This window comes from Allobosea sp. (assembly GCF_017308015.1).
Taxonomy (GTDB): Bacteria; Pseudomonadota; Alphaproteobacteria; order Rhizobiales; family Beijerinckiaceae; genus Allobosea.
On sequence record NZ_JAFKFW010000010.1, the window covers coordinates 89,332 to 111,028 of the forward strand.

At 66.6% G+C, this 21,697-nt stretch carries 28 protein-coding genes; 10 read left to right on the forward strand and 18 right to left on the reverse strand.

What is annotated here, in order from left to right; all coding sequences use genetic code 11:
* Positions 1–43 precede the first annotated feature (43 nt).
* The 6 genes from fba to tkt form a co-directional block, all read right to left on the reverse strand.
* Entirely contained in the window at positions 44–1,126 is a 1,083-nt protein-coding gene (gene fba, locus J0I42_RS10815) for a class II fructose-bisphosphate aldolase (protein ID WP_265055983.1), read from the reverse strand.
* Between the two features lie 91 nt (positions 1,127–1,217).
* The gene (locus J0I42_RS10820) at positions 1,218–1,463 is read right to left on the reverse strand and encodes a hypothetical protein (protein ID WP_291654832.1); all 246 of its coding nucleotides are present in this window, start codon (positions 1,461–1,463) and stop codon (positions 1,218–1,220) included.
* A 55-nt stretch (positions 1,464–1,518) separates the two neighbouring features.
* Positions 1,519–2,712, reverse strand: a complete 1,194-nt coding sequence (locus J0I42_RS10825; protein ID WP_291654833.1) for a phosphoglycerate kinase — start codon at positions 2,710–2,712, stop codon at positions 1,519–1,521.
* A complete protein-coding gene (locus tag J0I42_RS10830; protein ID WP_291654834.1) occupies positions 2,709–3,164 on the reverse strand; it encodes a hypothetical protein in 456 nt (151 codons plus the stop codon). Before J0I42_RS10830 ends, J0I42_RS10825 begins: the two co-directional genes overlap by 4 nt.
* 157 nt (positions 3,165–3,321) lie before the next feature.
* Positions 3,322–4,332: a type I glyceraldehyde-3-phosphate dehydrogenase gene (gene gap, locus J0I42_RS10835; protein WP_291654835.1), complete on the reverse strand. Its 1,011-nt coding sequence runs from the start codon at positions 4,330–4,332 to the stop codon at positions 3,322–3,324.
* Between the two features lie 126 nt (positions 4,333–4,458).
* A complete protein-coding gene (gene tkt / locus J0I42_RS10840) occupies positions 4,459–6,456 on the reverse strand; it encodes a transketolase (protein ID WP_291654836.1) in 1,998 nt (665 codons plus the stop codon).
* Between the two features lie 345 nt (positions 6,457–6,801).
* Here tkt and J0I42_RS10845 point away from each other — a divergent pair, with 345 nt between their 5' ends.
* Genes J0I42_RS10845 through J0I42_RS10855 form a run of 3 tightly spaced genes read left to right on the forward strand, consistent with a single transcriptional unit; the run spans position 6,802 to position 8,015 of the window.
* Complete coding sequence (locus J0I42_RS10845; protein WP_366509827.1) at positions 6,802–7,113, forward strand: DUF4164 family protein; 312 nt, start codon at positions 6,802–6,804, stop codon at positions 7,111–7,113.
* 18 nt (positions 7,114–7,131) lie between these two features.
* Positions 7,132–7,500, forward strand: coding sequence for a cell division protein ZapA (locus tag J0I42_RS10850; protein ID WP_291654837.1), 369 nt, complete (start codon positions 7,132–7,134; stop codon positions 7,498–7,500).
* Positions 7,501–7,517: 17 nt separating this feature from the next.
* A complete protein-coding gene (locus tag J0I42_RS10855; protein ID WP_291654838.1) occupies positions 7,518–8,015 on the forward strand; it encodes an AAA family ATPase in 498 nt (165 codons plus the stop codon).
* Between the two features lie 87 nt (positions 8,016–8,102).
* Here J0I42_RS10855 and pal read toward each other — a convergent pair whose 3' ends face one another.
* A complete protein-coding gene (gene pal / locus J0I42_RS10860; RefSeq protein WP_291654839.1) occupies positions 8,103–8,618 on the reverse strand; it encodes a peptidoglycan-associated lipoprotein Pal in 516 nt (171 codons plus the stop codon).
* A 351-nt stretch (positions 8,619–8,969) separates the two neighbouring features.
* On the opposite strand from pal, the gene J0I42_RS10865 reads away from it, so the two are divergent.
* The 4 genes from J0I42_RS10865 (at position 8,970) to J0I42_RS10880 (ending at position 10,918) form a co-directional block, all read left to right on the forward strand.
* Positions 8,970–9,293, forward strand: coding sequence for an ArsR/SmtB family transcription factor (locus J0I42_RS10865; protein WP_291654840.1), 324 nt, complete (start codon positions 8,970–8,972; stop codon positions 9,291–9,293).
* Positions 9,290–9,709, forward strand: a complete 420-nt coding sequence (locus tag J0I42_RS10870; protein WP_291654841.1) for an SRPBCC family protein — start codon at positions 9,290–9,292, stop codon at positions 9,707–9,709. Before J0I42_RS10865 ends, J0I42_RS10870 begins: the two co-directional genes overlap by 4 nt.
* Before the next feature lie 42 nt (positions 9,710–9,751).
* Positions 9,752–9,991, forward strand: coding sequence for a hypothetical protein (locus tag J0I42_RS10875; protein ID WP_291654842.1), 240 nt, complete (start codon positions 9,752–9,754; stop codon positions 9,989–9,991).
* 126 nt (positions 9,992–10,117) lie between these two features.
* Positions 10,118–10,918, forward strand: a complete 801-nt coding sequence (locus tag J0I42_RS10880; protein ID WP_291654843.1) for an aldolase — start codon at positions 10,118–10,120, stop codon at positions 10,916–10,918.
* 78 nt (positions 10,919–10,996) lie between these two features.
* On the opposite strand, the gene tolB is transcribed toward J0I42_RS10880, so the two are convergent.
* The 4 genes from tolB to tolQ are packed head-to-tail and all read right to left on the reverse strand — an operon-like array spanning position 10,997 to position 14,745.
* Positions 10,997–12,334 (reverse strand): Tol-Pal system beta propeller repeat protein TolB, encoded by a 1,338-nt coding sequence (tolB, locus tag J0I42_RS10885; RefSeq protein WP_291654844.1) that lies wholly within the window; start codon positions 12,332–12,334, stop codon positions 10,997–10,999.
* A gap of 5 nt (positions 12,335–12,339) precedes the next feature.
* Positions 12,340–13,542: a cell envelope integrity protein TolA gene (tolA, locus tag J0I42_RS10890; RefSeq protein ID WP_291654845.1), complete on the reverse strand. Its 1,203-nt coding sequence runs from the start codon at positions 13,540–13,542 to the stop codon at positions 12,340–12,342.
* A 28-nt stretch (positions 13,543–13,570) separates the two neighbouring features.
* Positions 13,571–14,017 (reverse strand): ExbD/TolR family protein, encoded by a 447-nt coding sequence (locus J0I42_RS10895; RefSeq protein ID WP_465247675.1) that lies wholly within the window; start codon positions 14,015–14,017, stop codon positions 13,571–13,573.
* A gap of 17 nt (positions 14,018–14,034) precedes the next feature.
* Complete coding sequence (gene tolQ / locus J0I42_RS10900; protein ID WP_291654847.1) at positions 14,035–14,745, reverse strand: protein TolQ; 711 nt, start codon at positions 14,743–14,745, stop codon at positions 14,035–14,037.
* 337 nt (positions 14,746–15,082) lie between these two features.
* Between tolQ and J0I42_RS10905 the strand changes: the two genes are divergently transcribed.
* Entirely contained in the window at positions 15,083–15,619 is a 537-nt protein-coding gene (locus J0I42_RS10905; protein WP_291654893.1) for an AAA family ATPase, read from the forward strand.
* Between the two features lie 272 nt (positions 15,620–15,891).
* Positions 15,892–16,473 (forward strand): hypothetical protein, encoded by a 582-nt coding sequence (locus J0I42_RS10910; protein ID WP_291654848.1) that lies wholly within the window; start codon positions 15,892–15,894, stop codon positions 16,471–16,473.
* A 132-nt stretch (positions 16,474–16,605) separates the two neighbouring features.
* Here J0I42_RS10910 and J0I42_RS10915 read toward each other — a convergent pair whose 3' ends face one another.
* From J0I42_RS10915 to ybgC, 3 genes are all read right to left on the reverse strand, one after another.
* Complete coding sequence (locus J0I42_RS10915; protein ID WP_291654849.1) at positions 16,606–17,064, reverse strand: DUF2852 domain-containing protein; 459 nt, start codon at positions 17,062–17,064, stop codon at positions 16,606–16,608.
* A 93-nt stretch (positions 17,065–17,157) separates the two neighbouring features.
* The gene (locus J0I42_RS10920) at positions 17,158–17,814 is read right to left on the reverse strand and encodes a TetR/AcrR family transcriptional regulator (RefSeq protein ID WP_291654850.1); all 657 of its coding nucleotides are present in this window, start codon (positions 17,812–17,814) and stop codon (positions 17,158–17,160) included.
* A gap of 39 nt (positions 17,815–17,853) precedes the next feature.
* On the reverse strand, positions 17,854–18,258 hold the full coding sequence (gene ybgC / locus J0I42_RS10925) for a tol-pal system-associated acyl-CoA thioesterase (RefSeq protein ID WP_291654851.1): 405 nt from the start codon (positions 18,256–18,258) through the stop codon (positions 17,854–17,856).
* A gap of 127 nt (positions 18,259–18,385) precedes the next feature.
* Here ybgC and J0I42_RS10930 point away from each other — a divergent pair, with 127 nt between their 5' ends.
* Positions 18,386–18,898 carry a hypothetical protein gene (locus J0I42_RS10930; RefSeq protein ID WP_291654852.1) on the forward strand — a complete coding sequence of 171 codons (513 nt, stop codon included), beginning with the start codon at positions 18,386–18,388 and terminating at the stop codon, positions 18,896–18,898.
* Between the two features lie 24 nt (positions 18,899–18,922).
* On the opposite strand, the gene J0I42_RS10935 is transcribed toward J0I42_RS10930, so the two are convergent.
* From J0I42_RS10935 to ruvA, 4 genes are all read right to left on the reverse strand, one after another.
* The gene (locus J0I42_RS10935) at positions 18,923–19,435 is read right to left on the reverse strand and encodes a DUF3828 domain-containing protein (protein ID WP_291654853.1); all 513 of its coding nucleotides are present in this window, start codon (positions 19,433–19,435) and stop codon (positions 18,923–18,925) included.
* A 96-nt stretch (positions 19,436–19,531) separates the two neighbouring features.
* Entirely contained in the window at positions 19,532–20,557 is a 1,026-nt protein-coding gene (gene ruvB / locus J0I42_RS10940; RefSeq protein WP_291654894.1) for a Holliday junction branch migration DNA helicase RuvB, read from the reverse strand.
* Positions 20,558–20,580: 23 nt separating this feature from the next.
* Complete coding sequence (locus tag J0I42_RS10945) at positions 20,581–21,072, reverse strand: GNAT family N-acetyltransferase (RefSeq protein WP_291654854.1); 492 nt, start codon at positions 21,070–21,072, stop codon at positions 20,581–20,583.
* Positions 21,069–21,686: a Holliday junction branch migration protein RuvA gene (gene ruvA, locus J0I42_RS10950; protein WP_291654855.1), complete on the reverse strand. Its 618-nt coding sequence runs from the start codon at positions 21,684–21,686 to the stop codon at positions 21,069–21,071. The genes J0I42_RS10945 and ruvA overlap by 4 nt, the downstream gene beginning before the upstream one ends.
* Positions 21,687–21,697: the final 11 nt, after the last annotated feature.

The window sequence follows — 21,697 nt, forward strand, 5'->3', positions numbered from 1 at the left end:
TCGCTCCGGCGGCTCTTTTCTTCCGGATCGTGTGCGTGCCTGCTCAGGCCGCCTTCTTGGCGCCGAAGGTCGGGTCGAGCTCGCCCTTGGCATAGCGCTTGGCCATGTCGGCCAGCGTGATGACGCGCTTGATCTTCGAGGCCTGGCCGGCGGTGTTGAACTCTTCCAGGCGCTGCTTGCAGAGCTTGGTCATCGCTTCCATGGCGGGCTTCAGATACTTGCGGGGATCGAACTCGCCGGGGTTCTCCGACAGGATCTTGCGGATCTGGCCGGTCATCGCCATGCGGTTGTCGGTGTCGATGTTGATCTTGCGCACGCCGTGCTTGATGCCGCGCTGGATCTCCTCGACCGGCACGCCCCAGGTCTGGGGCATCTTGCCGCCGTACTGGTTGATGACGTCCTGAAGGTCCTGCGGAACGCTGGACGAGCCGTGCATGACGAGATGCGTGTTCGGCAGCAGCTTGTGGATCGCCTCGATGACATGCATCGCGAGGATCGCGCCGTCGGGCTTGCGGGTGAACTTGTAGGCGCCGTGCGAGGTGCCCATGGCGATGGCGAGCGCGTCGACCTTGGTCTCGGCGACGAACTTCACGGCCTCGTCGGGGTTGGTCAGGAGCTGGTCGTGGGAGAGCTTGCCTTCGAAGCCGTGGCCGTCCTCCTTCTCGCCCTCGCCGGATTCGAGCGAGCCGAGCACGCCGAGCTCGCCCTCGACCGAGATGCCGCCGAGATGAGCCATGTCGGTGACGGTCTTGGTGACGCCGACATTGTAGTCCCAGTCGCCGGGCGTCTTGCCGTCGGCCTTGAGCGAGCCGTCCATCATCACCGAGGTGAAGCCGGCCTGGATCGCGGTCATGCAGGTCGCCGGCTCGTTGCCGTGGTCGAGATGCACGCAGACCGGGATATGCGGATAGATCTCGGTGACGGCGTCCATCATGTGCTTGAGCATGATGTCGTTGGCGTAGGACCGGGCGCCACGCGAGGCCTGGATGATGACGGGCGCGTCGGTCGCATCCGCCGCCGCCATGATCGCCAGCGCCTGCTCCATGTTGTTGATGTTGAAGGCGGGCACGCCGTAGTCGTTCTCGGCGGCATGATCGAGCAACTGGCGAAGCGTGATACGGGCCACGATGGCACTCCCCTTTGGACAAACAGACAGAAGCCGGGTTTAGCGGCGAAAAGCGACGAAGGTAAAGCGAAAGCGGAATTCGCGCTTAAGATCAGCGCCCGCGGGCTTCGGGAGCGGCGCCGCGCTCTTCGATCGCGGCGAGTTCCCCGGCGAAATTGCCGGTGACCGATTTCGCCATGACGAGCAGGCCGGCGGTGTCGCGGCGCTGCTTGCGGACAAGGTCACCCAGCATGTCAAAGCGCTTCTCGACCGCGTTGAAACGCTTGTCGTGCTCCGAGAGCTTGGCCTGAATCTTCTTCAGGATCTCGAACATCGCGCTCTGCACATTCTCGCTCATCAAGAGAACATAGCAAAAACATGAGCTGCCGCAAGGGCAGCTCATATCGGCTGGATCAGGCCTTCCGAAGCGCCTCGACGCCCGGCAGGGCCTTGCCTTCCATCCATTCGAGGAAGGCGCCGCCCGCCGTCGAGACATAGGAGAGATCGTCGGCGACGTCGGCATGGTTCATGGCCGCGACGGTGTCGCCGCCGCCGGCGACCGCAACGAGTTCACCCGCCTCGACGCGTCTGGCCGCGGCCTTGGCGACAGCGACCGTCGCGGTGTCGAAGGGCGGCAGTTCGAAGGCGCCGAAGGGGCCGTTCCAGACCAGCGTCTTGACCTTTTCCAGCCGCAGCACGACTTCTGCGATGCTGAGCGGGCCGGCATCGAGGATCATCTCGTCGGCTTCGACACCGTCGACCGGCACGACCCGGTAGCTGGGATGGGCCTTGAACTCACGGGCGACCAGCGCATCGACGGGCAGCAAAATCTCACAGCCGGCGGCCCTGGCCTTCTCCTCGATCTCGCGGGCGGTGCCGACGAGGTCATGTTCGCAAAGCGACTTGCCGATGTTCACCCCGCGCGCGGCGAGGAAGGTGTTGGCCATGCCGCCGCCGATGGCGAGGACGTCGACCTTTTTCACAAGGTTGCCGAGCAATTCTAGCTTGGTCGAGACCTTGGCGCCGCCGACGATCGCCATCACCGGGCGGGCGGGATTGTCGAGGCCGGCCGAGAGGGCTTCGAGCTCCGCCTGCATGGTACGACCGGCATAGGCCGGCAGGACATGGGCGAGGCCTTCAGTCGAGGCGTGGGCGCGGTGGGCGGCAGAGAAGGCGTCGTTGACATAGAGATCGCCATTGGCGGCGAGCGCCCTGACGAAGTCGGCGTCGTTCTTCTCGTCGCCGGCGTGGAAGCGGGTGTTCTCCAGCAGCAGAACGTCGCCGTTCTTCGCGGCGACGAGCGCCTTCGCGACATCATCGCCAATGCAGTCGTCGACGAAGGTGACCGGGCGGCCGAGCGCCTCGGTCAGCGCCGGCACGACCTGCCGCAGGCTGTTCTTGTCGTCCCGGCCCTTCGGACGGCCGAAATGCGCGAGCAGCACGACCTTGCCGCCCTTGTCGGCGATTTCGCGGATCGTCGGCAGGATGCGGTCGATGCGGGTGGTGTCGCTGACCTTGCCGTCTTCCATGGGCACGTTGAGGTCGACGCGGACAAGGACGCGCTTGCCCGAGACAGCGGCGTCGTCGAGGGTACGGAAGGCAGTCATCGGGGCAGCAGGCCTCCGAACAGGCCGGGCACGCCGAATTTCAGCACGAGGATGGTCAGGAGCACGGTCAGGACGGCGGTGACGATCGCTGTGATGAACAGCGTGCCGGCGCGGGGCGTCGCATCGACGCGGTTGCGAAGCGCGGTGATCTCGCCGCGGATCGAGGCGAAATCCATCGTGCCGGCCGCGGCGTCGACCTTGTGCGCGCTGCGCTCCAGCGAGGCCTCGGCGCGCGTCAGAACGGCCTCGTAGCGGGCAAATTTCTCCTCGATGCGGGCCGCCTTCTCCTCGATGCGGGAGAGCTGGTCCAGCTTGCGCGGCTCGGTGACCGGAGCGACGGTCTCGGCGGCCGGCGTCGCCGCCACGAGGGTCGGGCCGGATGCGGGGGGCGGCGACGCGACGGGCGGCTCGGTATTCGTCGGGGTCACGACGGTCGGCTCGATCTTGGCCATGGGCGCTCCGTAGCTGGGAGAAGTGGGACGAGGCCGGGCCTTGGCAGCGCGGCCTCGCAGTCAGGCGCCATGCCCTCGCGAGAGGACAGGAAGCACTTCGTTACCGCATCGGATTATCCCGAAAAATGGCGCCCACTTTCCGGTCCGATACGAAGGATCAGAGCAGGGCGCCCATGGCGACGGCGGTGTCGCTCATGCGGTTCGAGAAGCCCCATTCGTTGTCGTACCAGGACAGCACGCGCACGAACTTGTCGTCCATGACCTTGGTCTGGTCGAGGGCGAAGGTCGAGGACGCCGGATCGTGGTTGAAGTCGATCGAGACGTTCGGCTGGTCGGTGACGGCGAGGATGCCCTTGAGCGGGCCGCGCTTCGACGCCTTGACGATGGCCTCGTTGACCTTCTCGACCGTGGTCTTGCGCTTCGAGATGAACTTGAAGTCGACGACCGAGACGTTCGGGGTGGGAACGCGGATCGAGGTGCCGTCGAGGCGGCCCTTCAGATCGGGAATGACGAGACCGATCGCCTTGGCGGCGCCGGTCGAGGTCGGGATCATCGAGAGCGCGGCGGCGCGGCCGCGGTAGAGATCCTTGTGCATCGTGTCCAGCGTCGGCTGGTCGCCGGTGTACGCATGGATCGTGGTCATGAAGCCCTTGTCGATGCCCACGCTGTCATGGAGCACGCGCACAACCGGCGCGAGGCAGTTCGTGGTGCAGGAGGCGTTCGAGACGACGACGTGGTCCCTGGTCAGCTCGTGATGGTTGACGCCGAACACGACGGTGAGGTCCGCACCGTCGCAGGGAGCCGAGACCAGCACGCGCTTGGCGCCGGCCGCGAGATGAGCGGCGGCCTTGTCGCGGGTGGTGAAGATGCCGGTGCATTCGAAGGCGATGTCGACGCCGAGCGCCTTATGCGGCAGGTCCTTGGGATCGCGGATCGCGGTGACCTTGATCGGGCCGCGGCCGACATCGATCGTGTCGCCGGAGACGGTCACCGTGCCGGGGAAGCGGCCATGGACGGAGTCGAAGCGGAAGAGATGGGCATTGGTCTCGACCGGGCCGAGATCGTTGATCGCCACGACCTCGATGTCCTTGCGCTTCGACTCGATGATCGCGCGCAGAACGTTGCGCCCGATGCGGCCGAAACCGTTGATCGCCACCTTGACCGTCATGTCTTCCTCTCCTTCGCCGAGCGAACCGGCGATGCCGTCGCTATCCACGCGGGCAATTCGGCCAAAGAATGGCCGAACGCAAGATGTCTTTCGGGAAAATCAGCCCTGCCTGCGGCAATTAGACCGTCAGGCGTTGTGCTTCTTCATCGCGGCGTCGACGATCGCCTCCGCAGTGATGCCGAAATGCTTGTAGACCTCCTTGTAGGGGCCGCTGGCACCGAAGGAGTTCATGCCGATGAAGACGCCGTCATGGCCGATCACGGCATCCCAGCCGAAGCGCACGCCGGCTTCGACCGCAATCTTGACCGGAGCCGAGCCGATGATCGCCGTCTGGGTGGCCTCGTCCTGCTGCAGCAGAAGCTCAAGCGAAGGCACCGAAACGACGCGGGCGCGGACGCCCTTCTCGGCGAGAAGCTTGCGCGCGGCGACGGCGAGCTCGACCTCGGAGCCCGAGGCGAAGAGCGAGATCTGGGCCTTGCCGCCCTCGGCCGCGAGCAGTTCGTAGGCGCCGGTGGCCGAGCGGTTCCGGGCCGAGGCGTCGGTGCGGAGCTGTGGCAGGTTCTGGCGGGAGAGCGCGAGGACAGTCGGGCCGTCGGTGCGTTCCAGAGCGGCCTGCCAGGCCTCGGCGGTCTCGATCGTGTCGGCGGGGCGGAAGACGCGCATGTTCGGCATGGCACGCAAGCTGGCGACCTGCTCGACCGGCTGGTGGGTCGGACCATCCTCGCCGAGGCCGATCGAGTCATGGGTCATGACATAGACGACCGGCAGGCCCATCAGGGCGGCAAGCCGCATCGAGGGGCGGGCATAGTCGGCGAAGACCAGGAAGGTACCGCCGCCGGTGCGGAAGCCGCCATGCAGCGTGATGCCGTTCATCGCGGCGGCCATGCCGTGCTCGCGGATGCCGTAGCGGACATAGCGGCCCTTCGGGGTCTTCGGGGTGAAGTCCTCGGCGGCCTTGGTGCGGGTGTTGTTGGACGGAGTCAGGTCGGCCGACCCCATCACCAGCTCCGGCATGATCGGGGTGATGGCTTCGAGCGCCATTTCCGAAGCCTTGCGGGTCGCGACGGCCTGCGGCGCGGCGATCAGTGCCTTCTTGTGGGCGAGGATCGCCTTGTCGAGCTTGGCCGGAACGGTGTGGGCGAGGCGGCGGTCGAACTCGCCGCGCTTGCGCTCGGAGAGGGTGGCGAAGCGCTCGTTCCAGTCTTTGTGGGCGGCGGCGCCGGCAGAGCCGAAGCCGCGCCAGGCCTTGAGCACGTCGGCAGGGACCTCGAAGGGACCGCCGGTAATGCCCAGCGCCTTCTTGGCGGCGGCGAGCTCCTCGGCGCCGAGCGGCTCGCCATGGGCCTTGGACGTGCCGGCCTTCTTCGGCGCGCCGAAGCCGATCACGGTCTTGCAGGCGATCATGGTGGGCTTGTTCGACTTCCGGGCGCGATTGATCGCGGCCTCGATCGCCTCGGGATCATGGCCGTCGACGCGCTCGGAGCGCCAACCGCAGGCCTTGAAGCGCGCGACCTGGTCGACATTGTCGGTGATCGAGAGCGGCCCGTCGATCGAGATGTCGTTATCGTCCCAGAGCACGATCAGCTTGTTGAGCTTCTGGTGGCCGGCGAGCGCGATCGCCTCCTGGCTGATGCCCTCCATCAGGTCGCCGTCGGAAGCCAGCACATAGGTATGGTGATCGACGACCTTCTTGCCGAACTCGGCGGCGAGCATGCGCTCGGCCATCGCCATGCCAACGGCGGTGGCGAGCCCCTGGCCGAGCGGGCCGGTGGTGGTCTCGACGCCGGCGGTCATGAAGTTCTCGGGGTGGCCGGGGGTCTTCGATTCGAGCTGGCGGAAGGCCTTGAGGTCGTCGAGCTGCATGCCGGGCGCGCCGGTGAGATAGAGCAGGGCGTAGAGCAGCATCGAGCCATGGCCGGCGGAGAGCACGAAGCGATCGCGGTCCGGCCAGCGCGGATCGGCGGCGTCATACTTCATCACGCGGGTAAACAGCACGGCGGCGATGTCGGCGGCGCCCATCGGCAGGCCGGGATGGCCGGACTTGGCCTTCTCGACGCCGTCCATCGCCAGACCGCGGATGGCATTGGCGAGCTTGTCGTGCTGGGCGCGATCGATGGTGGTCATGATGATCTCACAGGGCTCCGTCAGGCGGGCGGGAGGACCGGGCCGGCCTGCGCGACAGCGGGCCGGCGAGGGGGAAGGCAGTGTTGCCGCCGCTTGCGGCAGGCTCGGAAAGGACGGGGTGGATTAGGCCCGGCCCTCCCTGCGAGTCAATTCGCGAAACCCTGCTTTCGGGGTCGCAGGCACGGCTTTTGGTTGGTTTTCCGCAGATGGCGCCTCAGCCCCGCCCGGCAAGCCGTTGCAAGGACATGTTTACAGGCCGAGAGAGCGATTCCTGTTTTCCGGTGCTTTGCTGTAAATTGAGACACGAATCGTGTGAGCCGGCTTCGATCTGAAAGGAGAGCGACGGTGGCGAGCCTGATGCTGGACAATGCGCTGGCGCGACTGGATACGGCGCTGGGGCAGTTGGAGGCGGCGGCGCGGCGGCGGGTCGAGGCTGAGCGTGGGCGTGGCAATCTCGAAACCGAACTCGCCCTGATGCAGGACGACCGGGCGCGGCTGGCGGCCGAGCTCGACGGCGCGATGGCACGCCTCGGCCAGGTCGAAACGGCTGCGGCTGATGTCGACCAGCGGCTGGAGCGGGCGATGAACGTCGTCGGCGCGGTGATCGCGCGGGTCGAGGCGCAGCAGCCGTCGGAGCCCGAGGCAAGCGAAAGCTAAAGCGGAACTGGAGACCGAATGCCGCAAGTCAACGTCATGATTTCCGGGAAGGCCTATCGCATGGCCTGCGGGGAGGGCGAGGAGGGCCATCTCGAAGGGCTCGCCCGGTTCTATGACGAGAAGATCGGCGAGATGCGGCAGGCCTTCGGCGAGATCGGCGACATGCGCCTGCATGTCATGGCGGCGCTGATGGTGGCCGACGAGGTCCATGAACTGAAGCAGCGGCTGGCGAAGCTGGAGGCCGACCTCGCGGCGACGCAGGGCAATGCCGGCGCCGCCGATGAGCGGCTCAGCGAGGTCGAGGACCGGGCGGCGGAAGCGTTGGTCGCGGCGGCCGAGCGGATCGAGGGCGTGGCGCGCAGCCTGATCCCGACCGCGGTGGGCTGAGTGCCGGCGGGCCGCCGGTGCAACGTTACGCGATTTTCCTGAGCGGACCGATCGGCGCCGGCAAGACGACGCTGGGGCGGGCTCTGGCTGCGCGGATCGGCGGCAGCTTTATCGATGGCGACGACCATGCCGACCCGGGTTTGCCCTGGTACGGTTCCATCCTGCGCACCAGCCGGTCGATCGTACGGGAGGGCTTCTCGCTGCTGGCCGAGCGCCCCAATCTGGTCGTGGCCTACCCGCTCCGCTGCAGTGACTGGATCTTCTTCCGGCGCCATTTCGGCGATGCCGGTGTGCGGCCGATTTTCGTCAGCCTTCGTGCTTCCTATGAACGCATTGTCGATGCCGGCCGAGGGCGGGTGTTCGATACCGAGGAGCATGACCGCATCCGCGTGATGCTGGCGGAAGGCTATGGCGAACGCAGCTTCAGCGATCTGATTGTCGATAGCGATCGCGGCTCCTTCGCAGGAACGCTCGACGAACTGGAGACCGGGCTCAGCAGCTTCATGACGACCTGAGCGATCCTCTCCAGGTGGCTTGCCGGAATGAAAAAGGCCCCGGATGTCGTCATCCGGGGCCTCTTTCTTTTTATCTCTGCGATCAGATCAGACGCCGGGGGCGCCGCCGGCGCCGTCCAGCACCGTGACCGAGCGGCGGTTCTGCGACCAGCAGGAGATGTCGTTGCAGACCGCGACCGGGCGCTCCTTGCCGTAGGAGATGGTGCGCATGCGGTTGGCAGCGATGCCGCGCGAGGCCAGATAGTCGCGCACGGTCTGGCCGCGGCGGGCGCCGAGCGAATAGTTGTACTCGCGGGTGCCGCGCTCGTCGGCATGGCCTTCGACGGTGAAGGTATAGCGCGGATAGCGCTGCAGCCAGCCGGCCTGCTTGTCGAGGGTCGCGACGGCGGTCGAGGTCAGGTCAGTCGAGTCGGTCTCGAAGAAGACGCGGTCGCCCACGTTGACGACGAAGTCCTGTGCGCTGCCTGGCGTCGCGGCACCGCCGGCGCCGAAGCCCGAGGCATCCGCGTTCTGGTCCTTGGCGCAAGCGCCGAGCGCGAGCGTGGCGGCGATGGCGGCGGCGAAACGGACGGCACGGCTGCCGGGAACGAGAGTGGTCAACATGGCTGGACTCCGGGGCAATCGAATTCATGTGGCGGCGCGCTTCGACGAGGCGTCGCGATACCTCATCAATGAACCGTCAACCTAAACGAGACCTTGCCAAATCAGGGCGAAGTGGCGGCATTGCGGCTTATGGTTAACCAAGTATGGCAAAAAGCGCTTCCAGCCTCGTCTGTTGCTTCGCGGGCACAGCGATAGCCGGTGCCTTGACGGAAATGCTCCCCGCCGGCGGTCTCGGGCGCCGGCGATCAAGGCGCTCATGCTTCCCGGCCAACAGATACGGCCTCTCGGGTTGACGAAATCATAGCTGAGTGGTTATTGAATAATTCATAGCCATTCGGTTATGGGTTTTTGATGTCCGATACGCATGATCAGCTCTTCAAGACGCTCGCCGATCCGACCCGGCGGGGCATTTTCGAGCGCCTGTGCAGCCAGGGCGAGCAGACGGTCGCGGCGCTGACGGCGCAGGCTGGCGTGTCGCAACCGGCCGTCTCCAAGCATCTGGCCGTGCTGAAGCAGGCCGGGCTGGTGCGGGACCGCCATCAGGGCCGCCAGACGCACTACAGCGCGCAGCTCGCTGCGCTGGCGCCTTTGGCTGACTGGACGAACCGCATGGCCGGATACTGGGAAAACCGGTTCGACGATCTCGAAGATCTGCTCAAGAGGATGGACCAATGACCGAAACACGCTCCGTCATCGTCGAGCGCGAGATGCCGCATCCGCCGGAAAAGCTCTGGCGGGCGCTGACGCAATCTCACCTGATCGCGGAATGGCTGATGAAGAACGACTTCGTGCCGGCGGTCGGCCACCGCTTCAACCTGCGCGGCGACTGGGGCGGCGTGCTCGATTGCGAGGTGCTGGCGGTCGAGCCGAACAGGTCGCTCTCCTATAGCTGGGACTTCGCGCATGACGATCCGGCCTATGCCCTGAAGAGCGTGGTGACCTTCACGCTCACGCCTTCGGCGAAGGGTACGCATCTGCGCATGGAGCAGGTCGGCTTCCGGCCGGAGCAGAAGCAGGCCTTCGGTGGCGCCAAGGCCGGCTGGCAGCAGTTCTTCGCCAAGCTGGAAGAGGTTGCGGCGCGTGCCGATTGAGGCGGCGCCTCTTCTCCTGCCCCGTGATCAAAGGAGCTTTCCTTGACCTGGAATACCGCAATCCGACAGGGCCATCGCTGGCTGTCGATCATCTTCACGGCGACAGTCCTCGCGAACTTCATCGCGATGGCGCGTGGCGAACCGCCGGCCTGGATCGTCTATTCGCCCTTGCTGCCGCTTTTCCTGCTGCTGTTCAGCGGGCTCTATCTGTTCGCGTTGCCCTATGCCGCCAAGCGGCGCGCCCGGCGACAGGCGGAAGCGAACGTCCAGCTTTCCGGCTGAGCGCGAAAGAATTGCGCAAACGGGGCGTGGAATTGCAGCGCAACTTTCGCGCGCGCCGGTCTACCGTGTGGGCTTGCGATCCGATGCCTGCGTCGGTTTGCCTTCCTGTCCCGAGCGGAGATCGCGATGGCCCATTCCCTCAAATCCGGCGCTGCGAGCGTGACGCCCCTTCGCGGCCCGAACCAGCCCGCTCTCGATTCCGATATCGTCTGGGAAGCGCGCCGCGATCTCGCCGCGACGTTCCGGATGGCGGCGCGCTACGGTTTCGAGGAGGGTATCTGCAATCACTTCTCGGCGCTGGTGCCGGGCTATGACGACCTGTTCATCGTCAATCCCTATGGCTGGGCCTTCCGCGAGCTGACGGCCTCGAAGCTCCTGATCTGCGACTTCCACGGCAATGTCGTCTCGGGTGAGGGGCAGCCGGAGGCGACCGCCTTCTACATCCATGCCCGGATTCACAAGAACATCCCGCGTGCCAAGGTCGCCTTCCACACGCATATGCCCTACGCGACCGCGCTCTCGATGACGGAGGGCGCGCCGCTGGTCTTCGCCGGGCAGACGGCACTCAAGTTCTATGGTCGCACAGCAGTCGACAGCGACTATAACGGGCTGGCACTGGACGAGCGCGAGGGCGACCGGATCGCCGCCGCGATCGGCGATGCCGATATCGTCTTCATGAAGCATCACGGCGTGATGGTGCTCGGACCGAATATCGCCGAGGCCTGGGACGATCTCTACTATCTGGAGCGGGCCTGCGAGGTGCAGGCGCTGGCGCTCGCGACGGGGCGAGAGGTCAAGCCGGTCAAGCCGGAGATCGCGGAAGCGGCCTATCGCCAGATGCGCGAGGGCGATCCGGAATCGGCGCGCCTGCACCTGGCCTCGATTCGTCGGCAGCTCGATACGGAGGAGCCAGTCTATCGCGATTGAGCGGGCGCGCAAAAGCCAGGAAGCCGCCCGACATTGCCGGGCGGCTTCCTGAAAGGTCTGCTGACGACGCCTCGCGCTTCAGCGCTGGCCGCTGAGCAAGGGCGACCATGTGGGGTCGGAGGCGAAGGCCGGGGTCGGCACAGGCACTTCGACGCGGCCGGTGATGTCGACCATGTAGAGCTTGCCACCGGACTGGCCGCCGGGATCGCGAAAGAACATGATGTACTGGCCGTTCGGCGCCCAGTTCGGGGCCTCGTTGTGGAAGCCCTCGGTCAGGATGCGCTCGCCCGAGCCGTCCGGCCGCATCACGCCGATGGCGAAGCCGCCGCCGCCCTGGCGGGTGAAGGCGATGAGGTCCCCACGCGGCGACCATGAGGGCTGCGAATAGCGGCCCTGGCCGAAGGAGATGCGCTGGCCCTCGCCGCCGCCGGCGGGCATCACGTAAAGCTGCTGCTGACCGCCGCGGTCGCTCTCGAAGACGATGCGCGAGCCGTCGGGCGCATAGGAGGGCGAGGTGTCGATCGCGGCCGTCGAGGTCAGGCGCGTGGTCGAGCGCGAGCCGATGTCGATGGCGTAGAGATTGGCGTTGCCGCCTTGCTGGAGAGAGAGCACCACGCGCTGGCCGTTCGGCGCGAAGCGCGGGCTCGAGCTCATGTCCGGGAAGTTGCCGACGATCTGGCGCTGGCCGGTCTCGATGTTCAGCACCTGTACGCGCGGCTGCTCGCCCTGGCGCTGGGTCATGAAGGTGACATCCTGCGAGACAGGCGAATAGCGCGGCGTCACCACCGAGACATCGCCATTGGTGAGGTAGCGCACGTTGGCGCCGTCCTGGTCCATGATGGCGAGACGCTTGCGGCGCGTTTCCTTCGGGCCGGATTCATCCACGAAGACGACGCGTGTGTCGAAGAAGCCGCCGAGCCCGGTGATCTTCGAGAAGATCGCATCCGAGATGATGTGGCCGACGCGGCGGTTGTTGCTGGGGTCGGTGAAATATTGCTGGCCGTCCGTCTGGGTGCCGGTCGCGACGTCCCAGAGCCGGAACTCAGCCCGGATGCGTCCGGCTTCGCGCGAGACGCGGCCGGTGACGAGGGCCTGCACGCCAGCCGCCTGCCAGGCCTGGAACTGAGGTGCGGCATCGAAGGGCGGGTTCTTCTCGGGGTGCCGGGCCTTGTCGATCGGCGTGAAGTAGCCACAGCGCTTCAGGTTGTTGGCGATGACGCCGGAGACGAGCACCCCGCCTTCCCCACCGAAATCGGCGATGGCGATCGGCATCGGCTGGAAGGCGCCGCCGGTCAGGTTGATGACGAGCTCGGCCTTGGCGGCAGCGGGCACGAGCAGCGCCGCGCCCGCGGTCGTGAGGAGCCGGCGGCGCGTTGGTGTGGCCGCGAGGAAGGTGAGGGGGCTGTTGTCGATCATCGGGGTCACATGACGTCCCTGGCGTCGAAATTGACGACGACATCGCGCCAGTCGTCGTAATAGGAGGCGAATTGAGCCGGGATGCGCAAGGGTGCGCAGCGGCGGGTGGCGGTCAGCGCCGAATCGGCAGCGACCCGGAAGAGCGGATCCGCGGAGGAGTTGATCACGCCGGGCTGGCCGATGAGCGAGCCGTCGGTGTTCAGCTTCATCCGCACGGACGGCACGACATTGCTGCTGCCATGGGCGTTGGCGAGCGCGATCGGCACGTTCCAGCACTTCAGGAGTTGCTCCTGGATGATGCCGATGAGCTGAGACCTCAGCGAAGGACTGAGCTTCTGCGAGGTGCCGCGTTCGGTGCCGAGCGAGGCGGTGCGGTTCACCTGCGGTGCCGAGGAGCCGGACGACTGCGCCTTCTCCTTGGACTGCAGCAGCTTGGCGATGTCGTTCGCGTTGAAGTTCTTGGCGACCTCCGCCTCCTTCTTCGCCTTGGCCTCGGCTTCCTGCTTGGCCTTGGCCTCGGCGGCGAGCTTCACCTTCTGCTCGGCCTTCGCCTTGGCGGCAGCTTCGGCCTTTTCCTTCGCGGCCTTCTCGGCTTCTGCCTTGGCGAGCGCCTCGGCCTTGGCCTTCGCGTCGGCGGCGCGCTTGGCGGCCTGGGCGTCGGCTTCCGCCTTGGCCTTGGCTGCGGCCTTCGCTTCTTCCTCCGCCTTCTTCGCCTTGGAGGCGAGTTCGGCCTCCTCGGCGAGCCTGGCCTGTTCCTCGCGCTTCTGCTCGGCCTCGCGGGCGGCTGCGGCCTCGCTCTTCTGCGGGGTCTGCTTGGCCGGCTCGGGCGGCTTGGCCTCGGGCTTCGGCTGCTCGACCGGGCGGGCCGGCGGCGGGGGCGTCGTCGCGTTGTTCTCGGCAGTCTTCAACTCGGGCGGACGCGAGGGCGGGGCCGGCGCATCGGCCTTGGCCTCGCCGGCCTCCTTGCGCTCGACCATCTCGGACTGACGCTCGGCGCGCGGGGTCGGCTGCGCCTGAACCTTCTCGGCGCTGCGCTCGCCACGCGTCACCTGGTTCAACGCGCTGGGATCGACTACCTCGACGGCGATCGCCTCCTCGTTCTCCGGCAGCGGCGCAGGCGACGAGAACGCCAGCAGCCCCGCGACGAGGAACGTCACGTGGCCGAGCGCCGACACCAGCATGCCAGGTTCGGAGGTCGAAAGCTTCACGCCCTTAACGTCCTTACTCTCACGATCCTCAGCGGCTCGCCGGCTCGGTGACGAGCGCGACCCGCTTGAAGCCGGCGGCGGTGATGGTCGACATCACCGAGGCGACGCGGCCGTAATCCACCTGCCTGTCGCCGCGAACATAGATGCGCTCGTCGAAGCCCTGCTTCGCCAGGCCCTGGAGCCTGGCGACGAGGTCGGGCTCGAGCGTCGGCTCGTCCTGCAGGAAGATCTGGCCTTTGCTGTCGATGGCGATGGTCAAGGGCTTCTGGTCGACATTGATCGGCTTGGCGCCGGTCTGCGGCAGGTCGAGCGGGACGCCGGTCGCGATCAGCGGCGCGGCGACCATGAAGATGATGAGCAACACCAGCATGACGTCGATGAACGGCGTCATGTTGATCTCGGCGATGGCGCCGTGACGGCGCCCGCGCCGGCCCCGGCGGCCGGAACCGCCCTTTGCGCCTGAAGCGGCTGACATACCCATCGCTCAGGCCCTCACGCCGCCATGCGTTCGTCGATCTGCCGCGACAGGATCGCGGAGAACTCGTCGGCGAAGGCCTCGAGCCGGCCCTGCGCCTTGGCGACCTCGGCCTGGAGCTTGTTGTAGGCCATCAGCGCGGGGATCGCGGCGAAGAGGCCGATCGCCGTGGCGAAGAGCGCCTCGGCGATGCCGGGCGCGACGACCGCGAGCGAGGAATTCTTGGAGACCGCGATCGCGGTGAACGAGGTCATGATGCCCCAGACCGTGCCGAACAGGCCGATGAAGGGGGCGGCCGAGGCGATAGTCGAGAGTACGAGAAGCTTCGATTCGAGCCGCTCGGTTTCGCGCTGGATGGTGACGTCGAGCACCTTGTCGATGCGCTGCGACAGGCTGGCGACGGAGCGGCCGCCATTCTCGAAGGAGCGCTTCCATTCGCGCATCGCCGCGACGAAGACGGCGGCCATGTCATTGACCGGCTTGCTGGCGAGGTCGCGATAGAGTTCCTCGAGCGAGCGGCCGGACCAGAACACCTCCTCAAAGGCGTCCATGTCCTTGCGCGTGCGCCGATAGAGCAGGGTCTTGTCGATGATGATCGACCAGCACCAGACCGAGGCACCGAGCAGGCCCATCATGACCAGCTTGACGACGATATGGGCGTGCCAGAACAGCGTCCAGAACGACATGTCGATCTGCGGCGCGGCCTGCGCGACGTCGGCGGGGTTCATCCTGTCATCCTTCTCACCCAGGCGGTACGGCCGATGCTGGACGCTTCGAGGCGCCAGCCCCGGCCCAAACCCCGCCGCTCGCGTCGCGGGAGACCCACGCCGCCGCCCGATCCGCGATCCGGGGAAATGCCGTATCCCTCCAATCGCGCGTGAATCCGGCGAAAGATGGGCCGAAACGGGGTTTCCCACGGAACGCATGCTCCAGACCGAGTTAAGCATCCGGCAAGGTTAATGTCGGGTATACGTGGGCGACCGCGACATTCCGGAAACGAGTCGCAGACAGGCAAAGTCATGCTGGCGTCCGTTTCGCGCCGGTTCGGAGCGAGGGTGGCGTGCAATGAACCTCACGGGCGAGATCCTTATCCTGACCGGACCGCCAGGCTCCGGGAAAACGACCGCGGCTCAGGCGCTGGCCCGCGAACCGGGTTCCCCGAAGGTGCATCTCCATTCCGACGATTTCTGGCACGTCATCAAAAACGGAGCGATCGCTCCCTATCTGCCGGAAGCGCACGATCAGAACGCTGTCGTCGTCGACGTGCTGGCGCAGGCCGCCGCCGGTTATGCAAGCGGCGGGTACTTCGTCATTGTCGACGGCATCATAGGGCCGTGGTTCCTGGCCGCCTTCAGGCGCATCCAGGCGACCATCCATTATGTCGTTCTCCGTCCCGCTCTCGACGAAGCCATCCGGCGCTGCCGCGACCGTGGCGGGGACACGCTGACCGATCCCGGCACGATCACGGAACTCCACAGACAGTTCTCGTCACTCGGCCTCCTCGAGCGCCACATCCTGCCGGTCGCCGCGCAGAGCCGTAAGGATACTCTCGACGCAGTGGCCAAGGCCGTCCGCAGCGGAGATTTCCACCTGTCGCGTTGACAAGCTCGGGCGACAGACGCCTCTGTTCGGCGCGGTGCGATATCCGCTCGTCGTTAGGGCTGCGGCGCCACGTAGCGGCGGCCGGACCGGAAGAAGCCCGCCCGGGGCCGGGGCGGGCCTGGCTGATCGAACCAATGGTTCGGGCGGGGGCTTCTCCTGACGAAAAACTGGCTGAAACCTTCTCCGAAAAGCTCTACGACTGCTGTTGCGGCCAGCATCCGCATCAAGATGCAGAAGTGAAACGGGTTGCTTTCTGAACGGAGAGGTTTCCCATGTCGAAGCGTATCGGTCTGATCGTCGCCATTTCAATCGCGGCAGGCGTGGCGGGTTGCGCCACCACCCCCGAGATCACCACCCAAACCGTGATCGTCGCCGGGGTCGGCCCCGTCGATATCGAACGCCTCAATGTCCGGGTCGTCTCGGTCGACCGGCCCAATCGGTCCGTCATCGTCGAGCAGCGCGGCCATACTTGGCTCGTCGATGTTCCGCCTGTCTTCGGCAACCTCGAAAATGTCCGCGAAGGCGACATGGTCGATATCAGCCGCGTCGAAGGCGTCGTCGTCGAGGTTCGGCCGAGCCGGCGTGGCTCCCGGCCCGGAATCACCTACACCGAAGCGGCGAGCACGCCAGCCTTCCAGGGCGTTCCGGAGCGGTTCGTCACGCGATCCCTGACGCTGACCGCGCGCTTCGAGCGTTTCGATGCGGCCAACAGCACTGTCAGCTATGTGGGACCGCTGGGGCCCCGCACGCTTACCGTCGCCGACCCGGCTGTGAAGGAACGGTTGAGGCGGTTCAAACGCGGGGACATGGTCGACCTCACCTTCGAAGAGGCCTTCTATATCGCCCTGCGGTAAGGGCATCACCGGAACCCTGGCAACCCGGCTCGCGGGCGGCCAGGGTGACCCGCGCAGACAGCAGCCGAAACGGAAAGCCCGCCCCGGCGGTTGCGGGGCGGGCTAGATCCAAGCCGGGCGGCAGCCGGTGCGTCAGGCCGCGTCGGGCTGGGCCGGAGGATTGGCCGGCGGGTTGTTGCGGCGCTCGGTCATGAACTGATCGAACTCGGCCTTGTCGCGGGCCATGCGCAGGCGACCCAGGAAATCGTGGAATTCGCGCTGCTCATCCTCGAGCCGGCGCAGCGTCTCCGCGCGATATTCGTCGAAGGCGCGGTTGCCGCTGGAGGGGCCGCCGCGGCCCCAGCCGCCGAAGCCCCCGCCAAAGCCGCCTTCGCGGCCGGCCATGCGCTCGCGCAGGCGGTCCATCTTGCCCTGCAGACGGCTCATCCGGTGCTCGTACCGGTCTCCGGCATATCCACAACCCATGCGTCCACTCCAGAAAATAAAGGCCAGGGTCGCCAGACCCAGCGGCCAGAACAAGATGAAGCCGAGAACCGCGAAGGCGATCCAGGCACCCTTTCCATATTCGTCCAGCTTCTCGACGATCGGCATTGCTCCCTCACTGGGCCAGCGTGAATGTAAATCACATTTACATAGATGCGCTCGACCCTGCGGCTTGTCAAGAAGGCGGCCTGCGGAAAAGAATCAGCCGGGCGTGGAGGGGCCGTTGCGGCCGATGCCGAGCCCCTGGAGATAGATCAGCATGCCGGCTTCCAGCAGCTCGGCGGCGGACATGGGCAGCGGGCGACGTCCGCCATCGGCGCGGCCGAACAGGGCGGCGACGCCATGCGACATTGCCCAGACATGCAGGGCCATCATCAGGGCCGGTGGGCGTTTGCCTTGCGGGAGCTGCGCGATCAGGGCTTCGGAAGCCTGACGCAGGCCGGCGAAAGCGCGGTCGGCGGAGGCACGCAAATCCGGGCTGGCATCGAGCGGCACGCCGGCCTCGAACATTGCGGAGTAATAGGCCGGCTCGTCATGGGCGAAGGCGAGATAGGCGCGACCGAGCCGGTGGAAGGCGGTCTCGGGATCGGGCTGGCCCTGATCCCAGGCGCGGGACAGCGCCGCCTCGAAGGCCTGAAAGCCGCGGGCGGCGACATCGGCCAGGAGGTCGTCGCGGTCGCGGAAATGGCGGTAAGGCGCGGCGGGGCTGACGCCGGCCATGCGCGCCGCTTCGGCGAAGGTGAAGCCGTTCGGTCCCTTCTCCCCGATCAGTCCGAGCGCAGCCCGAACCAGTTCCTCCTTGAGGTTGCCATGGTGATAGCCGCGGGGTGTCTCGGGGCGGTCGCGCTTCCAGCTCATGTAAGGAGCGCTAACATGCGGGCAGGGCCGCGTCGACTGTCAGTCCTCCAGCATCAACCGCTTGCGCAGGCCGTCGGGGATGCGCCGGGCGCGGCCACCGCCGACACAGGCGACCCTGACGGCGGCGGTGATCAGGGCCTCCCCGCCGCGCAGCACGCGCTGTTCGAGGTCCATGGTGGCGCCGCGCGCCTCGATGCAAGCGGTCTCGACCGTCAGCAGGTCGTCCATCACGGCGGGCCGCAGGAAGTCGATCGTCATCTTGCGCACGGCGAAGCCGAGCGCCGTCTCGCCGTCGAAGAGCTCGCGCTGCTCGATGCCGAGCGCGCGGATCAGTTCCGTGCGGCCGCGCTCCATGAAACGCAGATAGGAGGCGTGGTAGACGACGCCGGAAAAATCGGTGTCCTCGTAGTAGACGCGGACTTCGAGGCGATGGACCCTGCTCATGGCGCTCCGGAGCGGTATCGAACGGTAGCTGTTGCCATAGACCAACAGATGCAGCTTCGGAAAGGCCGGAACCGTGCCGCCGGAGATGCGTTCCCGATGGCGTGATCACAGCAAGGGAGAATCTTTCATGGCGCAATCCAGCAAGGCGACCGCGCGGCTGCTCGACAAGGCCGAGGCCGATCTCGTAGCCCGCAGCCGGCGCGGCGCGATCGGGGCTCTCCCGGATGATGAATTGCGTGATCTCGCGGCCAAGCTGCGCGAGCGCCGTGACAAGGCGCGCGATGGCGCCCGGCGCCAGAGGCGTGAAATGCGCGGCAAGGCGGAGCCGAAGGGCGCCAGACCTGCAACCGACAACACCGGCACCAAAGCCAAGGCCGATGCGCTGACGGCTGCGCTGAAGCGCGTCGGCGCCGAGCGCACCCGGCGGGAAGAGAAAGCGAAGCTGCCGAGCCAGCGCAGCCTCGCGCGCAAAGCACTCGCTCTCAGGCAGCGCCAGCGCGCCGCGGAACGGCCTGCCAGTCGCACGGCGGGCAAAGGCATGCGGGCGGTCGAGAATCCGAAGGGGGCGAAGTCCGGGGCGCTGAACGATGCGGGTGCGCGTCCTGCGCTGATGCGCTCGAAGGTCGCGCGTCAATCCTAATGCAACACACAGTCCTGCGGGCGCTCAGCGCTTGCAGGGCTTGTCCATGAAGGAGCCGCAGTCATAGGGCTGCGACAGGGCGTCCCGGATCGAATAAGCCTTGCCTTCGAAGCTGTTGACGATGTCGTCGATGCGCCAGCCGCCACTTTCCCGCAGCATCCTGAACTCGACGACGACCGGTTTACCGAAGCTGCGGAAGTTCGCCAGTACCGTCGCCTTGCCAGCCGCGGCGGGGAGCGTATCGAGGTTCAGCTTCTTCACCTCGCCGTCCTGACCGTTGATGAAGGGATCGGCGTCGACATGCCCCGTCTCGCCGGCCTCGTCCTGATAAAGGTCGTCGCGGGCAAAGAGAGCGGCCAGGCTCCTGCTCATCAGCTTGTCGCGATGCGGCGGGCGCCAGGGTGGCTCGCCGCGGCCGGCAAGCGTCCTCATCGTGATGGCATAGGCCTCCTTAACGGGGCCTGCAGGGACACTGTCGTCGGCGAGGCCGGTGCCGGCTGCCATCAGGCCGAAGGCCACAACACTTGATAAAATCATGCGACTTGCCGGCATGGGCGAACTCCAGGGCGATACCCGACCGATGAAGCGCGGTGGGCAGGCGCGCATCCTTCATATGCGGGACGGCTTGCCGCGCTATTCGCCGTCCTCCCCATCTCCGAACAGCCCGAACTGCCCGCTCTCCCGCGACGGCTCGGGCATGCCGAGGTGGCGGAAGGCGTGGGGCGTGAGAAGGCGTCCGCGCGGGGTGCGCTGGATGAAGCCCTGCTGGAGCAGGAAGGGCTCGATGATCTCCTCGATCGCGTCGCGCGGCTCGGAGAGCGATGCGGCGATGGTCTCGATCCCGACCGGGCCGCCGCCGAAATTGACCGCGACGGTGGTGAGGTAGCGTCGGTCCATCTGGTCGAGGCCGATGGCATCGACGTCGAGCAGGGAGAGCGCCTTGTCGGCGACCTTGCGGGTGACGATCGGATCGCCGTCGACGATGGCGAAGTCGCGCACGCGGCGCAGCAGGCGCCCGGCGATGCGCGGCGTTCCGCGCGAGCGCCTGGCGATCTCGTTGGCGCCGTCGTCGGACATCGGCACGCCGAGCACGCGCGCGCCACGTGCGACGATGCCCTGCAATTCCTCGACCGTGTAGAACTGCAGGCGGACGGGGATGCCGAAGCGATCACGCAGCGGCGTGGTCAGGAGGCCGGCACGGGTGGTGGCGCCGACGAGCGTGAACTTGGGCAGGTCGATCTTGACCGAGCGGGCGGCCGGGCCTTCGCCGATGATCAGGTCGAGCTGGTAGTCCTCCATCGCGGGATAGAGGATTTCCTCGACCGCCGGATTAAGGCGGTGGATCTCGTCGATGAAGAGCACGTCGCGTTCTTCGAGATTGGTGAGCTGGGCGGCGAGATCACCGGCTTTCGCGATGACCGGGCCGGAGGTCGAGCGGAAATTGACGCCGAGTTCGCGTGCCACGATCTGCGCGAGCGTCGTCTTGCCGAGACCGGGCGGGCCGACGAAGAGGACATGGTCGAGCGCGTCGCCTCGGCTTTTGGCAGCGTTGATGAAGACCTGGAGATTGGCGCGCGCCGCCGCCTGCCCGGTGAAATCGGCGAGCGAGAGCGGCCGCAGCGAGGTTTCGCTGTCGTCGTCGCGCTTGTCGGCCGTCATCAGGCCGGAGCGTTTGGGTTCGCTCACAGCGCGATCTCCAGCTCGATGGCGTCGTGGATCGGAATGTCCTTGTACCCTGTCTTGATGATGCCCGGCACGACCGAGCGATAGGCATCGATGGCCTCGAGATAAAGCCCCGAAAGGCGAAAGCCGCAGCGCTGGTAGAAGGTCATGCCGGGCATGTTGTCGTTGGTCAGCATCGCCTTGAGCTTCGTCGCGCCTGCCGCCCGGGCGGTGTTCATCACGGCATCGAGCATCCGGACCGCGACGCCTTCGCCGGGCTTCAGCGAATGGAGTGCGCAGAGATAGGCAATGTCGCCCCGGAGCGTCCAGCTCGCGAGCGCGGCGGTGGCTCCGGACGGTTCGTAGAGGCCAAGCGCGTCGATTTCAGCGATGTCGTAGACGTGAAGGTCGATCATCATGCTGTGCGAGCCCCAGTTCGCCAGCATGATGCGGCAGAGCTCGGTCTTGTCGGTGACGATGCGCAGTTCAAGCTCGTCGGGCGGCTCGCTCACTTCGCCAGTTCCTTCAAGCCCAGCCTGATGAGCTGGGCTGTGCCGGCACCATCGCCGGCGGCCTTGGAGGCAGCCGCTACCGCGGCCACGGCCTGCGCCTGAGGATAGCCGAGATTGGCGAGCGCGGACACGGCGTCGGCGATCGGCTGCGGCAGTTTCCTGTCTTCGAGGGCGCCCGAGAGCTGCACGACGCCCGGGTCGATATGGCCGAAGGCCGGGGCCTTGTCCTTGAGCTCCGCGCAGAGGCGCTGCGCCAGCTTGGGGCCGACTCCGGGCGAGCGCGCGATCGCGGCCTTGTCGTTGGTGGCGATGGCGGTAGCGAGGCTGCCTGGATCGAGCGTCGAAAGGATCGCGAGAGCGACCTTTGCGCCGACGCCCTGCACCACCTGCATCAGGCGGAACCAGTCACGCTCGACATCCGACAGGAAGCCGTAGAGGCGGATCGCATCCTCGCGGACATGGGTCTCGATCGACAGCGCCGCCGCCTCGCCGGGCTTCGGCAGCCGCTGGAGCGTGCGCGCCGAGCATTGCACGACATAGCCGACGCCCTGCACGTCGATGATGACGTGGTCCTCGCCATAGGAATCGATCAGGCCCTTGAGCTTGCCGATCATCGTCTGGTTCC

Coding starts and splice junctions, on each gene's coding strand:
- J0I42_RS10820 (WP_291654832.1), bottom strand. CDS start 1,463: ATGAGCGAGAATGTGCAGAGCGCGATGTTCGAGATCCTGAAGAAGATT.
- J0I42_RS10825 (WP_291654833.1), bottom strand. CDS start 2,712: ATGACTGCCTTCCGTACCCTCGACGACGCCGCTGTCTCGGGCAAGCGC.
- J0I42_RS10830 (WP_291654834.1), bottom strand. CDS start 3,164: ATGGCCAAGATCGAGCCGACCGTCGTGACCCCGACGAATACCGAGCCG.
- gap (WP_291654835.1), bottom strand. CDS start 4,332: ATGACGGTCAAGGTGGCGATCAACGGTTTCGGCCGCATCGGGCGCAAC.
- tkt (WP_291654836.1), bottom strand. CDS start 6,456: ATGACCACCATCGATCGCGCCCAGCACGACAAGCTCGCCAATGCCATC.
- J0I42_RS10850 (WP_291654837.1), top strand. CDS start 7,132: ATGCCGCAAGTCAACGTCATGATTTCCGGGAAGGCCTATCGCATGGCC.
- pal (WP_291654839.1), bottom strand. CDS start 8,618: ATGTTGACCACTCTCGTTCCCGGCAGCCGTGCCGTCCGTTTCGCCGCC.
- J0I42_RS10865 (WP_291654840.1), top strand. CDS start 8,970: ATGTCCGATACGCATGATCAGCTCTTCAAGACGCTCGCCGATCCGACC.
- J0I42_RS10870 (WP_291654841.1), top strand. CDS start 9,290: ATGACCGAAACACGCTCCGTCATCGTCGAGCGCGAGATGCCGCATCCG.
- J0I42_RS10880 (WP_291654843.1), top strand. CDS start 10,118: ATGGCCCATTCCCTCAAATCCGGCGCTGCGAGCGTGACGCCCCTTCGC.
- tolB (WP_291654844.1), bottom strand. CDS start 12,334: ATGATCGACAACAGCCCCCTCACCTTCCTCGCGGCCACACCAACGCGC.
- J0I42_RS10895 (WP_465247675.1), bottom strand. CDS start 14,017: ATGTCAGCCGCTTCAGGCGCAAAGGGCGGTTCCGGCCGCCGGGGCCGG.
- tolQ (WP_291654847.1), bottom strand. CDS start 14,745: ATGAACCCCGCCGACGTCGCGCAGGCCGCGCCGCAGATCGACATGTCG.
- J0I42_RS10905 (WP_291654893.1), top strand. CDS start 15,083: ATGAACCTCACGGGCGAGATCCTTATCCTGACCGGACCGCCAGGCTCC.
- J0I42_RS10910 (WP_291654848.1), top strand. CDS start 15,892: ATGTCGAAGCGTATCGGTCTGATCGTCGCCATTTCAATCGCGGCAGGC.
- J0I42_RS10915 (WP_291654849.1), bottom strand. CDS start 17,064: ATGCCGATCGTCGAGAAGCTGGACGAATATGGAAAGGGTGCCTGGATC.
- J0I42_RS10920 (WP_291654850.1), bottom strand. CDS start 17,814: ATGAGCTGGAAGCGCGACCGCCCCGAGACACCCCGCGGCTATCACCAT.
- ybgC (WP_291654851.1), bottom strand. CDS start 18,258: ATGAGCAGGGTCCATCGCCTCGAAGTCCGCGTCTACTACGAGGACACC.
- J0I42_RS10930 (WP_291654852.1), top strand. CDS start 18,386: ATGGCGCAATCCAGCAAGGCGACCGCGCGGCTGCTCGACAAGGCCGAG.
- J0I42_RS10935 (WP_291654853.1), bottom strand. CDS start 19,435: ATGATTTTATCAAGTGTTGTGGCCTTCGGCCTGATGGCAGCCGGCACC.
- ruvB (WP_291654894.1), bottom strand. CDS start 20,557: ATGACGGCCGACAAGCGCGACGACGACAGCGAAACCTCGCTGCGGCCG.
- ruvA (WP_291654855.1), bottom strand. CDS start 21,686: ATGATCGGCAAGCTCAAGGGCCTGATCGATTCCTATGGCGAGGACCAC.